At 72.3% G+C, this 17,863-nt stretch carries 11 protein-coding genes; 5 read left to right on the top strand and 6 right to left on the bottom strand.

The features are described 5' to 3' along the window. The first annotated feature begins 36 nt into the window (after positions 1-36). The gene (locus tag FCN18_RS17485) at positions 37-2,877 is read left to right on the top strand and encodes a PQQ-dependent sugar dehydrogenase (RefSeq protein ID WP_137095635.1); all 2,841 of its coding nucleotides are present in this window, start codon (positions 37-39) and stop codon (positions 2,875-2,877) included. Between the two features lie 107 nt (positions 2,878-2,984). Here FCN18_RS17485 and FCN18_RS17490 read toward each other — a convergent pair whose 3' ends face one another. Further along, positions 2,985-5,417 (bottom strand): LuxR family transcriptional regulator, encoded by a 2,433-nt coding sequence (locus tag FCN18_RS17490; protein ID WP_206077931.1) that lies wholly within the window; start codon positions 5,415-5,417, stop codon positions 2,985-2,987. Further along, the gene (locus FCN18_RS17495; RefSeq protein ID WP_113641303.1) at positions 5,414-6,649 is read right to left on the bottom strand and encodes an Hsp70 family protein; all 1,236 of its coding nucleotides are present in this window, start codon (positions 6,647-6,649) and stop codon (positions 5,414-5,416) included. The genes FCN18_RS17490 and FCN18_RS17495 overlap by 4 nt, the downstream gene beginning before the upstream one ends. Before the next feature lie 251 nt (positions 6,650-6,900). Here FCN18_RS17495 and FCN18_RS17500 point away from each other — a divergent pair, with 251 nt between their 5' ends. From FCN18_RS17500 to FCN18_RS17515, 4 genes are all read left to right on the top strand, one after another. Next, positions 6,901-8,322 carry an IniB N-terminal domain-containing protein gene (locus tag FCN18_RS17500; RefSeq protein WP_137095636.1) on the top strand — a complete coding sequence of 474 codons (1,422 nt, stop codon included), beginning with the start codon at positions 6,901-6,903 and terminating at the stop codon, positions 8,320-8,322. Between the two features lie 96 nt (positions 8,323-8,418). Continuing rightward, positions 8,419-10,221, top strand: coding sequence for a dynamin family protein (locus FCN18_RS17505; RefSeq protein WP_113641301.1), 1,803 nt, complete (start codon positions 8,419-8,421; stop codon positions 10,219-10,221). After that, positions 10,218-11,477, top strand: coding sequence for a GTPase (locus tag FCN18_RS17510; RefSeq protein ID WP_112265107.1), 1,260 nt, complete (start codon positions 10,218-10,220; stop codon positions 11,475-11,477). The genes FCN18_RS17505 and FCN18_RS17510 overlap by 4 nt, the downstream gene beginning before the upstream one ends. A gap of 126 nt (positions 11,478-11,603) precedes the next feature. Next, positions 11,604-13,991: an endonuclease/exonuclease/phosphatase family protein gene (locus tag FCN18_RS17515; RefSeq protein ID WP_228714018.1), complete on the top strand. Its 2,388-nt coding sequence runs from the start codon at positions 11,604-11,606 to the stop codon at positions 13,989-13,991. Between the two features lies 1 nt (position 13,992). Here the strand turns inward: FCN18_RS17515 and FCN18_RS17520 are convergent, their stop codons facing one another. Genes FCN18_RS17520 through FCN18_RS17535 form a run of 4 tightly spaced genes read right to left on the bottom strand, consistent with a single transcriptional unit; the run spans position 13,993 to position 17,626 of the window. Next, complete coding sequence (locus tag FCN18_RS17520; RefSeq protein ID WP_137095637.1) at positions 13,993-14,358, bottom strand: hypothetical protein; 366 nt, start codon at positions 14,356-14,358, stop codon at positions 13,993-13,995. Then, positions 14,351-17,110, bottom strand: a complete 2,760-nt coding sequence (locus FCN18_RS17525) for an FtsK/SpoIIIE domain-containing protein (RefSeq protein ID WP_137095638.1) — start codon at positions 17,108-17,110, stop codon at positions 14,351-14,353. Before FCN18_RS17525 ends, FCN18_RS17520 begins: the two co-directional genes overlap by 8 nt. A gap of 7 nt (positions 17,111-17,117) precedes the next feature. After that, on the bottom strand, positions 17,118-17,363 hold the full coding sequence (locus FCN18_RS17530) for a hypothetical protein (RefSeq protein ID WP_112265101.1): 246 nt from the start codon (positions 17,361-17,363) through the stop codon (positions 17,118-17,120). Positions 17,364-17,365: 2 nt separating this feature from the next. Then, positions 17,366-17,626 carry a hypothetical protein gene (locus FCN18_RS17535; protein ID WP_110340774.1) on the bottom strand — a complete coding sequence of 87 codons (261 nt, stop codon included), beginning with the start codon at positions 17,624-17,626 and terminating at the stop codon, positions 17,366-17,368. Between the last annotated feature and the right edge of the window lie 237 nt (positions 17,627-17,863).

Raw genomic sequence — 17,863 nt, forward strand, 5'->3', positions numbered from 1 at the left:
GTGAAACATTCTCACTCGATCTAGCGAAAAGCGGGCATGTCGTCCGCATGGAAGCGCTCGTTCTCGCGCGCGTTTGCGCTGTTCGGGGTCACCCTCATGGCCGTCGGTTTGCTCGTCGGCTTCGCTCCTCGCCAGGCCGCGGCCGCGCCGGCGCTGCCCGACGGATTCGTGCTCAGGGACCAGCAGAGCGGCCAGGACGCTTTCGACCTGACCGATTTCGCCTACCTGCCCGACGGCAGCGTGCTGACCACCGGCAAGCGCGGCAAGCTCGCCTGGGTCTCCGCGGACGGCTCCCGCACGAGGACGGTCGCGACGCTCCCGGTGGAGCCCGTGCAGGACATGGGCCTTGTCGGCCTCGCCGTCGCGCCCGACTACGAGACCTCGCGCAAAATCTACCTCGCGCGCTCGGTGCCCACCGGCGGTGGCGCCTACAACATCCGCCTCGCCGCCTGGACCGTCACGGGCTCCGGTGAGCCGACGGGCATCACCGGCGAGACCACGCTGCTGCAGGTGCCGGGCGACGCCACCGTGCACGGCATCACGGGCATCATCGCCGCCGCCGACGGCACGCTCTGGGTGTCGATCGGAGACGTCGCCCACTTCGTCGGCACCGACACCAGAGCGCTGCGCGCGCTCGACGTCAACGCCGTGCAGGGAAAGATCCTGCACATCCTCCCCAACGGCAACGGCGTGCCGGGCAACCCGTACTACGACGCCGCGAACCCCGGCTCGGCCAGGAGCAAAGTGTTCGCCAGCGGTTTCCGCAGCCCGTTCCGGTTCTCGCTCGACCCTCGCACCGGACACCCCGTGGTCGGCGACGTCGGTTATCAGACGTGGGAAGAGGTCGACCTCGTGAAGCCCGGCGCGAGCTACGGCTGGCCGTGCTGGGAGGGCAACTCGCGCACGCCCGGCTACAGCAGCCTCGCCGCGTGCACGGGCGTCGGCAACACACCGCCGCTCGTGGCCTACCGCCACGGCAGCGCCATCGACCAGGGCAACAGCGTCACCGGCGGCGTCTTCTACACCGGCACCTCCTACCCCGAGCAGTACCGGAACACGTACTTCTTCGGCGACTACGTCGGCAAGAAGCTGTGGACGATGCAGTTCACGCCGCAGGGCACCGTGACGAGGCCGATTGAGAACCCGCCGTTCGGCCTCGACATCGGCGGCCCGGTGAAGTTCGCGACCGGACCGGGCGGTGACATCGTCTACGCCGACATCCTCTCGGGCCAGCTGCGCAGGCTGAGCTACGTGCCGGGCAACTCGGAGCCGGTGGCGAAGGCGTCCACCAGCACCGACCCGGCCACCCGCACGGTGACCTTCGACGCCTCCGAGTCGATCGACTACGACGGCGACCGGCTCACGTACAGATGGGACTTCGGCGACGGCACCACCGGCACCGGCGTGCGGGCCACGCACACCTACCCGTCGACGCCGGACAGGTTCACCGCTCGGCTGACCGTGACCGACCAGCTGGGGCTGGCCGCGAGCCTCGACATCACCGTGGTGCCCGGCAACTACGCCCCCGTGATCACACCCGTGACCCCGGAGGGGCTCGACTTCGCCGTCGGCGAGCAGGTCCGGGTGACGGTGAACGCGACGGACGCCGAGGACGGCCCCCTCGACGTGGAATGGACCAGTGCCGTCGTGCACTGCGCGGAGGAGGACACCTGCCACGTGCACAGCGGCCCCGCGGCTGCGGGTCCGACGATCACCATGCCGTTCACCGACCATCCGGACTCGCGGATGGAGTTCACGGCCAAGGCGACCGACAGCGACGGAGTGTCCACGACATACACCTACGTCGCCGCGCCGAGGGAACACCGCGTGACGCTCACCAGCAACGTCCCGACCGCGCTGCAGATGCCCGACGAGGGGGTCGGCGGCAGCACCGCGATGGTCACCGAGGGCGCGCTGCTGAAGATCGAGGCCGCGGTCACGGCGAGCGACGGGCTCTCGAAGTTCGCGAGGTGGACCGACGGCCCGGCCACAGCGAGTCGCACGATCACCATGGGCGACAGTGATCTGACGCTCAACGCCGAGTACACGACCCCGGTGCAGCAGCGCTACGACTCTGATCCCGGGCTGCGCTCGGTGCTCGGCTCCCCCGTGGGACCCGAGGTGATCGAGGGCGGCGTGTACTACCGCCCGTACGCCAACGGGCGCCTCTACTGGTCGGCGTCGACGGGCACGAAGGCCGTCATCGGCGCGATCCACGACAAGTACGTCGCGCTCGGCGCGCACCGGACACTCGGCCCGCCGATGACCGACGAGACGGCGACCCCGGACCGCGTCGGCCGGTACAACCACTTCGCCGGCCTGCCCGGCGGTGGCCCGGCGTCCGTCTACTGGACACCGAGCACCGGTGCCCACGGCATCTGGGGCGAGATCCGCAAGAAGTGGGCCTCGCTCGGGTGGGAGAACGGGCCGCTGGGCTACCCGACCACCGACGAGACGGCGACGCCGGACGGTCGTGGGCGGTACAACCACTTCTCCAAGACCGGGTCGATCTACTGGACCGCGGCCACGGGTGCGCACGGCATCTGGGGCGAGATCCGCAAGCGTTGGGCGGCGCTGGGCTGGGAGAACGGGCCGCTTGGCTACCCGACCACGGACGAGCGCGTGACGCCGGACGGTCGTGGGCGGTACAACCACTTCTCCAAGACCGGGTCGATCTACTGGACCGCGGGCACCGGTGCCCGCGACATCTACGGTGCGATCCGGACCCGCTGGGCCGCGCTCGGGTGGGAACGTTCCTACCTCGGTTACCCGACGAGCGGCGAGTTCGCCGTCACGGGCGGGCGCAGGAACAACTTCCAGCACGGCTACATCCAGTGGACCGCCGCGACGGGAGCCGTGATCGACCGGAGGTACTAGCCGACTGCAGTGAAGGCCACCTTCACTGCGCCCACCCGTCTCCCGCCACCACCCCAAACGGAGGCGCTCCGCGCCGCTGTGTTCGATCAACGCAGGCATGGTGGCCTTCACTGCGGGCGAGAGGCCAGCAGGGCGCGGAGCTGGGCCAGCAGGTCGCTGCGGCTCGTGGCGCCGAGGCGCTGGCGCATGCGGGCCATGTGGTGTTCGACGGTCTTCGCCGAGATGAACAGCTGGTCGCCGACCTGCTTGTACGTCATGCCGGAAACAACGAGCTCGGCGACCTGGGCTTCGCGCTCGCTCAGCTTCGGGGCGCCGCCCGCGTCGGTCACCGCCTCGCCGGGCTCGCGGCCCCGCAGTTCACGGGCACAGTCCAACAGCGACACCATCGCGGAGCGGTCCGTGGTGCGGATCGCGGCCTGGCCCGCCAGTCGCGCCGCGTCCCAGCGGAGCCCGTTGTCGTAAAGGCCCCGCGCCGCCGACTCGACCCGGTCGGCGTCGACCTCGCCCGCCACCACGTGCAGCCAGCAGTCCGCGGCCGCGGCCACCACGGCGTGAAACGGGCTGTGCCCCGCGGCCGAGGTCAGCGCGGTGACATGCTCGCGGGCCTCGTCGGACTGCTCGGCCATGATCGCCGCGTGCAGACCGCTCCAGTGCAGCGGCGCTGTCCACAGTGCAGGGTTGCCCAGCGAGTCGAGCAGCCGCCACGCCTGGCGCAGGTGGTGGGCGAGCCGCTCGCGGTCGCCGAGCCGCGCGGCCGCCACCGCGAGCTCACCGAAGGGCAGCAGTGCGAACAGGTCGACGGGATGCCGGATGACGGCGTCGCACGCCTCGCCCCAGACGGTGCGCAGGCCGGCGAGGTCGCTCGTCCGGCGCGCGAGCGCGGCCCGCAGGCCGGCGGCGAACAGCCAGTCGCGCGGCGACAGATCGGTGCCCGCCGCGGCGAGACGCTCCGCCGCGAGCTCGGTGTTGCCGCGCAGCACGGAGATCCAGCCGAGCAGCAACCGGTGGCGCGGGGCCAGCGCGGCGCCGCCGGACTCCGCCGCGACGGCCCGCTCCAGCAGTGTCTCGGCTACCCCCAGCTCGCCACAGTGGATGCCGACGAGCGCACCCAGTGCGGACGGGCTGTCGGGCAGCAGGGCCGAGCGGCCCACGGGCTCCAGCATCTCCGCCGAGCTGACCAAGGTGGACAACGCGGCGGCCGGGGGGCCCGACACCGACTCGAGCACGCCCTGCGCCGCGGCGGTCATCGAGCCGGAGAGCAGCGTCGGCGGCTCGTCGGCGTCGGCAGGCGGGTCGAGTGCCCGCTCCGCTTCGGCGAGCCGCCCGTTGCCGAGCAATCCGATGGCGGCGTACACAGTGCACAGCCGGGTGCCGGACCAGCGGAACAACTCCGCGCTGCGGGCCAGCTGACCGAGGTGCACGAGCGCGATGCCCGCCACGCGTGCGCCGTCCCTGCGGTCGCGCGCCTCCGGATCGGCGATCACCTGGTCGGCCAGTCGCGCCGCCGTGGTGAGGTCACCCGCCCGCGCGGCGGCCTCCGCCCAGCGGGTGCCGACGCCGGTCAGGGGCAGGCCAGCGGCCACGGCGGCGTCGAAGAGGCGCGCGGCCAGCGCCGGGTCGGTCCCGGCGGCCTCGTCGGCCGCCGCCTCGAACGCCGCGGCGGGTTCCGGCCCGGTGAGCCCACTGCCGAGCAGCGGCCGCACGAGCGAGAGCACGGGGCCGCGCCGGTCGAGCTGGAGCCGCACGAGCCGCTGGTAGACGGCGAGCCGCCGGTCGGAGGGAACGAGCGCGGCGAGCGCGCGCCTCGCGATGGGCAGCAGCGTGCCGTCGGGGCCGAGGAGCCCGGTCGAGCGCGCGGCGTCGACGGCGCCGGCGACCTCGTTCTCGGCCTTGCCGAGCAGGCCCGAGAGCAGCCCGGTGTCGAGCCCGGCGCCGGCCTCGGCGGCGAGCAGGACCAGGAGCGTGTCGGGCGCGAGCCTGTCGAACTCGGGGCGGAACTCCGCGAGCGCGGCCGAGGGCACCTCCGCCTCCGGCTCGAGAACACCGGCGAGGCGGCTGACGAACCCCGGCACGCCGGCGGTCTCCGCCTGCACGAACTCCGCGAGCCCGGCGTGCGCCCTTCCGAGCAGGGCCGCGATCCGGCGCCGGTCCAGCGGGCGCAGGACGATCTGACCCCGCAGCCGCGTGAGCGCGGTGTCGAGCGCGGGGGGCCTTGGCCATGGCCGGGCCGCGATCACGAGCCCGGTGCGGTCGTCGGCCGCCAGCTCACTCAGCTCGGCGAGCCCGGTGTCGCCCAGTTCGTGGGCGTCGTCCACCAGCACCAGCTCCGAGCCGCCGGTGTGCTCGCCGAAGCGGGCGACCGGCAGGTCCGAGCGGGTTCGGGCACTGGCGAGGTGGTCGAGCAACGCGGTCTTGCCATAGCCGCCGGGCGCGACGATCGCCAGCCGCGCGGGGGCGAGCCGCCCGCTCGCGACGGCCGCGCACAGCTCGCGCGTCGGCTCGTCGAGCAGCAGCTCGGTCCTGATCCCGGTAAGGCTCACCGTTCCTCGTCTCGATCGGTGGTCGAAGCCGCCTTGCGGGCCAGCGAGAACCGGCGCCGCGGCGGCTCGAGCGGCGTGATCTCCACCGGCGGTCGCTCCGGTGGCGGTTCGATGTCGTCCAGGTCGTCGCCGCGGTACACCACGGGCAGCTCGTACGAGCCCGAGACGAGCGACGTCGACGTGCTCTCCCGTGTGGGCTCCGGCTCGGGCACGGGGCGGGCGGCGAGCGCCGCGCCCCGGCACAGGGCAGTGCCGGGGTCGTGGTCGACCGCGACCGGGCACGACAGCATCGTCTCCGCGAGCTGCGCCGCGAGCGGGGTGCGCGCCGTGCCACCCACCAGCACCGCCGCGGCGAGATCCCCGGACGGCACGGTGGAGGCCAGCCGCTCGAGCGACGAGATCGCCGAGGCCAGCACGGGCCGCGCCAGCTCGTCGAACTCGCTGCGGGTGAGGGGCACGTCGTCGAGCACCGTCGTCTCGGGCACCTGTGAGAGCCGCTCCTTGGCCGCGGTGCACGCGGCGCGCAGCCGTGCCATCGCCGCCGGGTCCTTCTCGTCCGCCCCGGCGGCGCGAACCAGGTGCCGGACGAGCAGGTCGTCCAGGTGCGTGCCCGCGGCGTGCTCGGGGCCCTCGGCGTGGGCGAGCAGCTCGAAGCCGCGTGGGCCCCTGCGCAGCAGCGCGGCGTCGGTGCCCTCCCCGCCGATGCGGCAGACCGCCAGCGTCGCGCCCACGTCCACGTGCTCACGGGCGTGGTGACTCTCCGCGGCTGCGATCGGGCTCGGCAACGCCAGCACAGCGGGCAGCTGGGCGGCGTCGAGCGCCTCGTGCAGGGCCCCGCGCCGGTGCCCTGACCAGCCGGGCGGGTGGGTCACCACGATCCGCTCCGGATCGGTGCCCTCGGCGTCGGCGACGCGGTCGGCGACCCAGCCGATCAGCGCCGCGGCCAGTGTCTCGGCCGGGTACGACATGTCGCCGAGCACGAACGGGACGGCGTCGCCGGTGCGGCGCAGCGGCCCGCGGGCGATCCGGTCTGGCTCCGTGGCCGCGCGCCGGAGCGCCGCCTGACCGGTGAGGACGTCGCCGTTCGGGCCGACGTGCAACACCGAGTCGAGCCATGGGAACCCACCCCCGAGGGGGACCGTCTCGGGCCGTCCCCAGTGGGGCCCACCGGATCGGCAGACGGCCGCGGTCGTGCGCGTGGTGCCGAGATGGACACCCAGGACATAGCGCATTTTTCCGCGGTTTCCTCACTTCTTCTCTGGTGGCCGGGCCTGATGTGCGTCCTTTCGTACCAAAGGCTTGCGGCCGGATGACAGCCCCCGCCCGGCCGGAGGCCGATCCCCTAACCCCCTAACGAATCCCCCAAGGTGTGGCGCCTACAACAGGGAGTGATCCCCGATGACCGCCTCGTAGCGGAGGCATAACTTGCTCGGGTCGGCGTCCCCGAGCGCCCAGATGATCCCCCCACGAAATGGAGATTTAGTTGTCCATCCACGAGGAGCAGACGCTGCACGACTTCGTGCTCGGCCTGCTGAACGACCCCGCCTCGCGGCTCGAGTTCACCCAGGACCCGACTCACGTGCTCGAGTGCGCGGGCCTCGGTGACATCACCGCGCAGGACGTGCAGGAAGTCGTCCCGCTCGTCATGGACTACAGCGGCCAGCTGCCCGGCGCCGACGCGCTCGGTGGCGACCTCCCCGCCGACGTCGCGGGCCTGGACGGCGCCATCGCGCAGCTGCGGACCGTCGCTGACGCCGCGGGCCAGGGCCGTTCCGACGACAGCCTCGACCTCGGCGGCTTCGACGCCGAGCTCGGCGGCACCGCCGAGGGCATCGCCGGTGCGGGCGAGCTTTTCACCGACCACCTCGACGCCGTTGGCGCCGCCACCGCTTCCACCGAAGGTGGCGCGGTCGCCTCGGCCATCGACTCCGACGCCGGTTCCGGCGAGTTCGCCGGTGAGGCGAGCGAGGACGGCGCCAGCTTCGCCTCCAGCGGCGACTCGCTCCTCGGCCACTTCGCCGGCATCGGCGGCGCCGGGCTGGAGAGCTCGGGCGGCGCGCTGGCCTACGAGGGCGACGCGGCGACCGGCAGCGGCATGCTCGACGCGAGCCTCGACGGCGTGACCGGCGACCTGTCGTTCGTCACCGAGCAGGGCGGCGTCGCGGGCTTCGCCGACGGCAGCGCCGACGGTGCCGCGGGCGGCGTGGCGCTGGAGAGCGAGGCCGTCGAGGCCGAGGGCATCGCAGGCGGTTCGACCGACGAGTTCGCCGCCGGTGGTGAGCTGGAGTCGCCGCTGGGCACCTACGGTGTCGAGTTCGCCGGCGAGCCCGCCGACGCCCCGCTGCCGGACTTCGCCACCACGGGTGACCTCGCCGGCGCCCTTGACTCGGAGAGCCTGACCCGCGGCGCCGAGCCGGCCGCCAGCACGCTCGCCACCTACGTGACCTCGGACGGTGCCGCTCTCGGTGGTCTCGCCCCGGTGCAGCTGCCCGCCGCCGAGCAGCTCCCCGCCGAGCTGCCCGCCGCCCGCGGGGACCTGCCGGCCGACATCCCGGCCGACATCCCGGCCGGTGCGGGTGACCTGCCTGTCGACCTGCCCGCCGCTCCGGCGCCGGGACTGCCGGACGTCGGCTCCGTGCCGGTGGACGTCCCCGCGGACGTGCCCGCCGAGCTGCCGACGGACCTGCCCGCAGGGCTCCCGGCCGAGCTGCCCACCGAGCTGCCGGAGCTGCCGGTGGCCAACCCGCTGCCCGCCGCCCGCGGCGACCTGCCGGCCGACACCTGCGACCCGGCCGGCACCGTCACGGACAGCGTCGGCTCGAGCCCGCTGGGTGACGTGCCGAACGCCACCGAGGCGCTGCCGACCGACGTGCCGAACACGGGTGACCTGGGCCTCGGCCTCTGAGGGCAAACTGATATCGGAGTGGTAACGAGCTGGGCTCGGGCGAATCACGGGCCCAGCTTCCACTGCGGAGAGTGACCGAGGCACACTCTTCGTCCGATGATGGCTTCGCCCTGGCTCGGCGTCCTGGATGACACCATCCAGGCGTGCGGAGCGCACGCGCGACCAGACCTGGTCGAACGCCTTCGGGCCCGCCGCGCAGAGCTGGCGGGACCGAAGGTGCGCGTGCTCGTGCTCGGCGAGTCGGGCCAGGGCAAAAGCCAGCTGATCAACGGCCTCGTCAACGCTCCGGTGTGCGCGGTCGGCGACGACGTCACCACCTCGGTGCCCGCCATCGTCCAGCACGCCGAGGCCCCGGCGGGCGCGATCGTGACCGGCGACGACGCCCGCAACCTCGAAGGCCCCGGCCGCGTCCCGACTCCCGTCGAATCGGTGACCGCGCGGGCCAACCGCGACACCGGCGCCGTGCGGGCCGAGATCGGCCTGCCGCGCAAGCTCCTCGAAACGGGCCTCGCGCTCGTCGACTCCCCGCCCATCGGTTCCCCGGCCTCGCAGCACACCCACCGCACACTCGCGGTGCTCCCGCAGGCGGACGCGGCGCTGCTCGTCTCCGACGCGACGAAGGAGCTCACCACCTCGGAGCTCGACCTGATCGGCAGGGTGCAGCGGTTCTGCCCGACCGTTGCCGTCGTGCTCACCAAGACGGACCTGGTGCCCGGCTGGCGCCGCGTCGCCGAGCGCAACCGCGCCCGCCTCCAACAGGACGGCCTGCCCGCGACCGTGATCCCGGTGTCGGCGTCCCTCCGCCTCGCCGCTGCCCGCAGCGGCGACAAGGCCCTCAACGAGGAATCCGGCTACGGCGCGCTCGTCCGGTACCTGCACCAGGACCTGATGGGCCACGTCGACCTGTTGCGCAGGCGCTCTGTCGCAGCCCTCATCCACATGACCGTCGAACAGCTCGGCGCCCCGTTGCGGGAACGGCTCGCCGAACTGCGCGAGGGCGGGACCGACGAGCTGACGGCGCGCTGGCGGGCAGCGGGCCACCGGCTGGAGGAGCTGCAGCGTGAGTCGGCGCGCTGGCAGACGGTGCTCTCCGACGAGGTCGCCGATCTCATCGCAGACCTCGACTTCGACCTGCGCGAGCGCACGCGCCGGATCCTGCGGGAGGCCGAGGAGTACTTCGAGGTCGCTGATCCGGCGAAGGACTGGCCCGAGTTCGAGGGCTGGCTGCGCGAGAACCTGCGATCGGTCGCGGAGACGAACTCGGACTGGCTGCTCGACCGGTTCGAGTGGATCGCCCGCAAGATCGCGCGGCAGGTTGCTCCCCGCAGCGGTGACGTGCTGCCGGAGGCCCTGCTGGACGCGGAGTCCCGCGACCACATCGGTGACCTGCGGATGCCGAACGTCGAACGGTTCAGCCTCGGGCAGAAGCTGTTCGTCGGCATGCGCGGCTCCTACAGCGGCCTGCTCATGTTCGGGCTGGCCACGACGTTGGCGGGCATGCCGCTCATCAACCCGATCTCGATCGGCGCCGGTGCCGCGTTCGGTGCCAAGAGTGTCTTCGAGGAGCGCGGCGCCCGGCTCAAACGGCGGCAGGCCGCCGCGAAGACGGCCGCGCACCGCCACGTGGACGACTTCTTCCTCACCTACGGCAAGCAGAGCAAGGACACGGTCCGCCTCATCCACCGCGAGCTGCGGGACCGCTGCACCGCCGTCGCACACGAGCTGCGTGCCGAGATCGCCGACACGGCCAAGCGCATCAAACAGGTCATCGACGCCGAGACCGCCGAGCGCGGCGCGAGCGCGCGTGAGCTGACCCGCGCGATCGAGCAGCTGAACCTGCTGTACCGGCGAGGGCACGCGCTCGCGACCACGCAAGCCGCCCGCGGGTTGACGGCGTGAACCTGCCGGAGCTGACCTGGTCGCTGCTCAGCCGGGCACTGGACGCGTACGCGGACAGCCCGAGGGCGACGAACTGGCTGCGCGGGCACCTCGCGCGGTTCACGGAGCCGTTGCGGCTGGCCGTGACGGGGCCGCACGGATCCGGCCGGTCGACGCTGGTGAACGCGCTCGCCGGTGAGGTCGTGGCGAACGGGCCGGAGCCCACGCGCCACCACGTGCCGGCGAGCCGTTCGCAACCGGAACTGACGTTGATCGACACCCCGCCCGTCGACGCGGAGGGCGCCGACCCGGGATCGCTCGAGCGGATCTGCCTGGAAGCCGACGCGGTGCTGCACCTGATGGGGCACCCGCACAACGCCGACCTGTCGTTCCTGCGGACGGTGCAGGACCACCCGGTGGCGAGGGCCGCGCCCGTGAACGCGCTCGTGGTCCTCTCCCGCGCCGACGAGCTCGGCGGCGGCCGGGTCGACGCGCTGATCTCGGCGCGGCAGGTGGCGCGCCGCTACCGCAGGGAGACCGAGCTGGCCGGCCTGTGCCAGGACATCGTGCCGGTGGCCGGTCTGGCGGCGCAGGCCGGCCGGACGATCACCGAGGCCGAGTTCGAGACGATCGCGGCGCTCGCCGCGGTCCCGAAAGCCGAGCTGGAGCCGCTGTTGCTGTCCGCCGACCGGTTCGCCGCCGACGAGGCTCGCGCTGCGTTGCTGTCCCGGTTCGGGCTGTTCGGCGTCCGGCTCGCGACGACCCTGGTGCGAGGTGGCGTCGACAGTCAGGCGGCGCTCGCCGCGCAGCTGCTCCAGCGCGCCGGGCTCTCCGAACTGCGCGACGCGATCACCCGGTACTTCACCGACCGCGCGAGGGTCCTCAAGGCGAGGTCGGCGCTGATCGGGCTCGAGGTGGTGCTGCGGATGGAGCCCCGGCCCGCCGCGGCGCCGCTGGTGACGGAGCTGGAGCGGCTGCTGGCGGGGGCGCACGAATTCGCCGAGCTGCGGATGCTCGCGGCGCTGAACACCGGTCGAGCGCGGTTGCCCGACGGGCTCAAGGACGAAGCGCTGCGGCTGATCGGAGGCTATGGCGACGACCCGCCGTCCCGGCTGGGAGTCGCGGGCCCGGAGCCGCAACTGCGGCAGGCGGCACTCGGTGCTCTGCGGCTGTGGCAGGAGTACGCCGAGAACCCAGTGCTCGGCGCGGCGGAGCGCAGGGCGGCCCTGACCGTCGTCCGGAGCTGCGAAGCGATGGCGATGGCACCGGGCCTGTAACCGGACGGCGTGCCGCTTCCTCGAAGACGCCGGCGACGTTGCTCGTCTCGAACGTGGTCGAGACCCATTCCCGATCTGTACCCGGGAATCCTTCCTTCGTTCACCCGACTGGGTAAAGATCTCCCGGTGACCACACTCTTCCGCCGTGCGACGGTCGTCGCCACCGTGGCCGGCCTGGCCGTGATCGCCGCGCCCGCCACCGCAGCCCCCAGCTCAGGCCCGGTGATCGCCGAGGTCTACGGCGGGGGCGGCAATTCCGGTGCCACCCTGACCAACGACTTCGTGGAGCTGGCGACCGTGGGAACGGCGCCGGCGAGCCTCGACGGGCTGAGCGTGCAGTACCTGCCGGGTTCGCCGAGTCCTTCGAGTCGCTGGCAGTCGACCACGCTGAAGGGCAGCGTCGAGCCGGGCGGGAGCTACCTGGTGGCCCAGGCCAAAGGCTCTGGCGGCACGGTCGCCCTGCCGGAGGCCGACGCGGTGGGCTCCATTTCGATGGCCGCCGGGTCGGGCACCGTCGCGCTCGTGGCGGGAACGACGCCGCTGACGTGCCTGACCGCCGCCGACTGCGCGGCCGACTCCCGGATCGTCGACCTCGTCGGTTACGGCAGCGCGGTGGTGCGGGAGACGAGGCCCGCGCCCTCGGCGAGCAACACGACGTCCGTCGCGCGCGCGGCCCTGACCGACACCGACGACAACTCGGCCGACTTCGCCGCAGGCGACCCGACGCCGGTCAACGCGGCTGGCGAGGAACCCGGCGGTGGCGCGCCCGAGCCCACCGACGCCCGCATCCACGACGTGCAGGGCACCACGCGGCTGTCACCGCTGACCGGCGAGACCGTGCGGGTGCCAGGCATCGTCACGGCAACGCGGGCCTTCGGGTCCGCGCGCGGTTTCTGGTTGCAGGACCCCGAACCCGACGACGACCCCCGTACCAGCGAGGGGATCTTCGTCTTCACCGGTTCGAGCACACCCTCGGTGGCGCCCGGTGACGCGGTGACGGCCACCGGCCGGGTCGCGGAGTACTACCCGGCCTCGGGTGCGCAGTCGCTCACCCAGCTGACGGGTGCCACGTGGACGGTCGAGTCCCGCGGCAACGCGGTCCCCGAGCCGCGGGCCGTCACCGAGGACACGCTTCCCGGCGAGCTGGCACCGCAACCGGGCGGCAACATCGAGGGGCTGCCGCTGGAGCCGGAGAAGTACTCGCTGGACTTCTGGGAGGCGCACGAGGGTGAGCTCGTGAGCGTCACCGACGTGCGCGCGGTGAGCCGCAGCACCGACTACAACGAGCTGTACGTGACGACCAAGCCGGACCAGAACCCGAGCGCGCGCGGCGGTGCGGTCTACCTCGGCTACGACCGGCCCAACACGGGAATCGTCAAGATCGAGTCGCTGATCCCGTTCTCCCAGCGGCCGTTTCCGCAGGCCAACACCGGCGACACGCTCGCGGGCGTGACGTCGGGCCCGGTCGAGTACGACAGCTTCGGCGGCTACACGCTCATGGCCAACGTGCTGGGCGAGGTCAAGGACAACGGGCTCGAGCGAGAGGTCACGCGCAAGCAGCGGGCCGGTGAGCTCGCCGTGGCGACCTACAACGTCGAGAACCTGTCCGCCGTCGACGACCAGGCCAAGTTCGACGCGCTCGCCCGCGGTGTCGTGGAGAACCTGGCGGCGCCCGACATCGTGACGCTGGAGGAGATCCAGGACAACAACGGAGCCGAGGGTGTCGAAGACGGTGTGGTCGCGGCGGACCGGACGCTCGACCGGTTCGTGGACGCGATCGTGGCGGCCGGCGGTCCCCGGTACGAGTGGCGGCAGATCGATCCCCAGGACCGGACCGACGGCGGCGAGCCCGGTGGCAACATCAGGGTGGGCTTCCTGTTCAACCCCAAGCGGGTGTCCTTTGTGGATCGCCCAGGCGGTGACGCCACGACGCCCGTCGAGGTCGTTCGCAAGGCCGGCAAGGCGCGGCTCTCGATCTCGCCCGGCCGGGTCGACCCTGGCAACGACGCGTGGGAGGACAGCCGCAAGCCGCTGGCCGGCGAGTTCCGGTTCCACGGCCGGACGGTGTTCGTGGTCGCGAACCACTTCGCGTCCAAGGGCGGCGACCAGCCGACGCACGGCGTCAACCAGCCGCCGGTCCGCGGCTCCGAGGTGCAGCGACTGCGGCAGGCCGAGGTGCTGCGCGGGTTCGTGGACGAGCTGCTGGCCGCCGACCGCGGGGCCAACGTCGTGGTGGCGGGCGATCTGAACGACTTCCAGTTCTCGCCGACGATCGGCAAGCTCCGCGGTCCGCTGGAGGTCCTCGTCGACACCCTGCCGGAGCGGGAGCGCTACGGCTACGTCTTCGACGGCAACTCCCAGGTGCTCGACCACATGCTGATCTCGCGGGCGCCCTACGGCGTCGACTACGACGTGGTGCACATCAACGCCGAGTTCGCCGAACAGGCCAGCGACCACGACCCGCAGGTGGTGCGCTTCCGGCCGGGCGGCTGGTGGTCGTGGTGGTGGCTGTGAGTTACCGCGCGCGCCAGCCGAGCTTGAGGATGGCCTGCGTCAGCTCGTGGTAAGCGGGTCGGACGTCCTCGGCGTAGCGGTGGAGCCATTCGCCGCGCGCCGAGGCCGCCGGCTCCGGCGGAGCCCCCACTTCCAGCCAGGACAGCCGGGACACGTTGTCCTTCGCCATGCGCCACCAGCGGTTCGCCCGGTCGGTCATGGCTCGTTCGCGTTCCTCGGCGGCCGTGACGGCCTCCGCCTTGGCCGCGATCTCGCCGTTCAGCTGCTCCGCCCTGGCGAGCTCCCAGGTGCGGAGATCCTCGGCCGCCTTGCGGGCAAGGCCGATGATCTCCTTGTACCGCATCGCGGCGGTCGGTTCGTCACTCATCGGACGGCTCCGTGCGGTGGAAGGGGATGATCACTTCGGGCGACGAGTGGGTTGTCCGGTCGAAGAACAGCGCCCGATCCTGCCGCGGCGACCAGTGCACCACCTGGCCGGCGCAGAACGGCGCGAGCTCGTTGCCCTGCACGTCCAGCGCGGCCCACGCGCCGATGTCGTCGGTGCCCGCGAAACCGAGGGTGTCCTTGAGCCGGGCGACACCACGCCACCAGCCGAGGACGTGCAAACCTCGGCCGGGCCCCTGCTTGAGCAGCGTGCGCAGGTGGTCGAGGCCGCTCTGTTTGCCCGGCTCCTTGTGCTCCAGCGCGGGCAGGGCGGCATCCACGCCGTAGAGCACCAGGATGCGCGGCGTGTCCAGGTCGGCCAGCGCGGCTGCGGAGGTGGTCACCACCTCGGTGAGGTCGTCGGCGGCGACGAGGCCGGCCTTGTGCCCCTCCGCGACGAGCCGGTCGGTCAGTTCCCTGACCGCGGGCAGGCACCGGTCCACCAGGCAACACAGCACGAACTCCACGTCGCCCTGCCGGTACTGCCGGGCCAGTGAACGGGTCGCGGAGTCCAGGATCGACAGTGCCTCCTTGGCGCTCGTGCCCAGCACGGCGAGGTTGCGGCCGGGCGAAGCGGACAGCTCCACGCTGTGCGCGGTGTCGGCGACGTCGATGGACTGACCCACGAGCGCGCGCGGCCGCTCCGCGGGGCCGAGCGAGGTGAACGCGGCCGACTCCTCAAGCGCCGGAGCGTGCGCGCCGTCGAACAGCCTGGGCTGCCCGTGCCCGGCGTAGGCCTGCCACAGTTCCCGTTGCAGCGCGGGGAACACGCCCTTGCCGCTGGCGTCGGGCACGTGTGCGAGCTGGTTGCCGTGCGCGATGCCCGAGTCGTGGTTGACCACCGCGTGCCATTTGGGCGCGGCGACGGCGGCCTGGTTGGTCTCTGCGAGCACGCGGCGAGCCTTCGGCATCGCGATGCGCAGGGTGCACTGCTCGAACACCGCCGGTTTGCCCCAGAACGCATCGATGCCGGCGATGTCCTGGCTGGCCAGGATCAAGTGGATCCCCTGCGAGCGGCCCCGGCGGGCGAGGTCCTCCAGCAGCGAGGTGGCGAGCGAGGTGACCGTGTCCCGCTCGGCGAAGAGGTACTGGAACTCGTCGATCACGGCCACGATGCGCGGCCAGTGGCCCCCGGGGTCCTGTTCCCGCAGCTCGGCGAGGTTGGTCACCTCGTGGTCCTTGGCCGCGGCCGAGCGCCTCCGCAGTTCGTCGGCGAGGAACCGCAGCAGCGCGAGCCCGAACTCGCGGTCGGTGTTGACGTTGACACCCACCAGCCGGGCGTGCGGCAGCCAGCTCTCGTCCTTGCGCCCCGGCGCCAGGCCCGCGAACGACACGCCTTCCTTGAAGTCCAGCAGGTACAGTGCGAGCTCGTCCGGCGAGTAGCGGGCGGTGAGGCTGCCGAGCAGCGCGTACAGGAAGTTCGTCTTGCCGGATCCGCTCGGTCCGCCGATCAGCGCGTGCGGGGTGGCGTCGCCGATCACCACCTCCACCGGCTCGCCCTCGAAGAAGCCGACGGGGGCGCGGAGCTCACGGGCCGAACTTTCGCGGCCGTACTCGGTCGGGAGCAGGTCGGCGAAGGAGCGCGGACCGCCCTGCTTGGCCACGAGCGCCTCGGCGATGCGACCGGCGGCCGTGGTGACCTGGCCGGACGGCAGCGGCGGATCGAGCGTGACCACGAGGTCGGAGCCGGTCATGCTCGTGAGCGCGTGCCGCTCGTCTAGCATGCTGATCGTTTCCACGGAGCCACCGAGAACGGTGGGAACGTCCACCAGAATGAGTGAGATCCCGGCGTCCAGCGCGCCGCTCGCGACCCGTTTGAGGTCGCGGATCTGCTCTGGATGCAGGTCCTCGCCGTTGCCGTAGAGCACGGCGATGCGCCACGGCTCCGCCCGCTTGCCGGTCGCCGTGCGCAGTGCACGCAGTGACGGGAAACCGGCCTGCATGGTGTGGCTGTGGATGCGGCGGATATGCCCGGCGAACTCGTCGAGCAGGTCGACGAGCCGGGTGGGGTCGTGCACCGTGACCGCGCTGGTGCGGCTCAGCGCGTAGAAGCTCGGCAGCACGGCGGTGAGCTGGCCGACGTCCCACAGGTGGATCTTCACAGCGCCGGGCTCGAACGTGCTGAGCACCCGCATCAGGAGGTTCTCCACGATCGCGTCGACGGCGGGCCTGGTGTTCGGTGCCGACGTGATCGCGAGGTGGGACTCGTCCAGCAGCGGAACAGCGACGTCGAACGTCAGCTCCGTGCCCGGGGTGCGCCCGGCGGCCGAACCGTCCACTGTGGAAGTTCCGATGCGCCAGAGCTGCGGGGCGGAGACGCCCGGCGACGAGCCGACACGACCGAGCCAGTCACCGGGTGGCCGACCGGCCGGGCCGGGGGCGCTGGCGGCGACGAGCTCGCGCAACCGGTTCGGTCCGTCAGCCCACTCCCGGTAGAACTCGCTGCGAACGCTGCGTAGCCAGGACAGGACCTCCGCCATGGCGGGGTCGTTGGCGCGCTCGGCGATCTGGGGGTCGTGGGCGGCCCGCTCGAGCCCGGTGCGCACGACGAGCTGCTCGAGCTGGAGCCTGGCCAGCTCGTACTCCGCCGTCTCCCGGGCGTTGCGGGCCGCTCCGAGGGCCAGTCCGATCTGCTGCCGCAGGTGATCGAGCGCCGTCGTCACCCGCGCGCGTTGCTCGCCGGCCTTCCTGCCCATGTGTCGCCTACAGCCTCGCCTCGTAGTTGCTCAGCAGCTCGCCGGCGCCGGCGAGCCGTCCGGTCTCGGTATCGAGTTGCTCGAGCGCGCGGCCCAGCTGGGGCGGAAGCCACGGCTGGGCCTGAACCTGCGCGTCGACCATGACCCGGCGGTATTCCTCCAGCAGTTCCTTCGCTCGATCGGTGTGCGCGCGGGCATCGGAGAGCCCGCTGTGGACCTCGGCGAGCGACTGGCGCAGCTGGTCGAAGGACATCGCTAGAGCCGGGCGGAATAGTTCTCGGCGGACGAGATGCAGGCCTGGATGGTGCTCTGGGTGCCGTTGATGCCCTGCAGCGCTTCGGCCAGCAGGCCGTGAGCCTGGTTCACCTCCTGCTGGGTGCTGCCGGACGTCGCCATCGCCAGCGTCTGCTGGGCTTCTTCGAGAGACTGGGCGGCCTGCTGCAGTGCGGCAATGCCAGCGGAAGCCTTCTCGTTCGCGAGGGCGATCCCCGCGCGGATCTCTTCCACACCGGGCATGGGGCGGACTCCTTGATGAAGTCGGGTCTATCGGTAACAAACTTAGCGTGACCGATCGACTCCGGACAGATGAAGGTGGGGGGACGTGCTGGTTACTCTGTGCGCCCGCCTACGAGAGAACGCCGGAGCCCAGAAGGGGTTCCGGCGTTCTGCTCAGCGCGCGGAGGATACGGGATTCGAGCCCGTGAGGGGCGTTACACCCGACACGATCTCCAGTTCCGCATCCAGATGTCCACA

Origin of the sequence: Prauserella endophytica, from assembly GCF_005146945.1 — a bacterium.
GTDB classification, from domain to species: domain Bacteria; phylum Actinomycetota; class Actinomycetes; order Mycobacteriales; family Pseudonocardiaceae; genus Prauserella_A; species Prauserella_A endophytica.

Bases quoted from the DNA above. Each gene is read 5' to 3' on its own strand.
- FCN18_RS17485 (WP_137095635.1), top strand. From the start codon at position 37: ATGTCGTCCGCATGGAAGCGCTCGTTCTCGCGCGCGTTTGCGCTGTTC.
- FCN18_RS17495 (WP_113641303.1), bottom strand. From the start codon at position 6,649: ATGCGCTATGTCCTGGGTGTCCATCTCGGCACCACGCGCACGACCGCG.
- FCN18_RS17505 (WP_113641301.1), top strand. From the start codon at position 8,419: ATGATGGCTTCGCCCTGGCTCGGCGTCCTGGATGACACCATCCAGGCG.
- FCN18_RS17520 (WP_137095637.1), bottom strand. From the start codon at position 14,358: ATGAGTGACGAACCGACCGCCGCGATGCGGTACAAGGAGATCATCGGC.
- FCN18_RS17525 (WP_137095638.1), bottom strand. From the start codon at position 17,110: ATGGGCAGGAAGGCCGGCGAGCAACGCGCGCGGGTGACGACGGCGCTC.
- FCN18_RS17530 (WP_112265101.1), bottom strand. From the start codon at position 17,363: ATGTCCTTCGACCAGCTGCGCCAGTCGCTCGCCGAGGTCCACAGCGGG.
- FCN18_RS17535 (WP_110340774.1), bottom strand. From the start codon at position 17,626: ATGCCCGGTGTGGAAGAGATCCGCGCGGGGATCGCCCTCGCGAACGAG.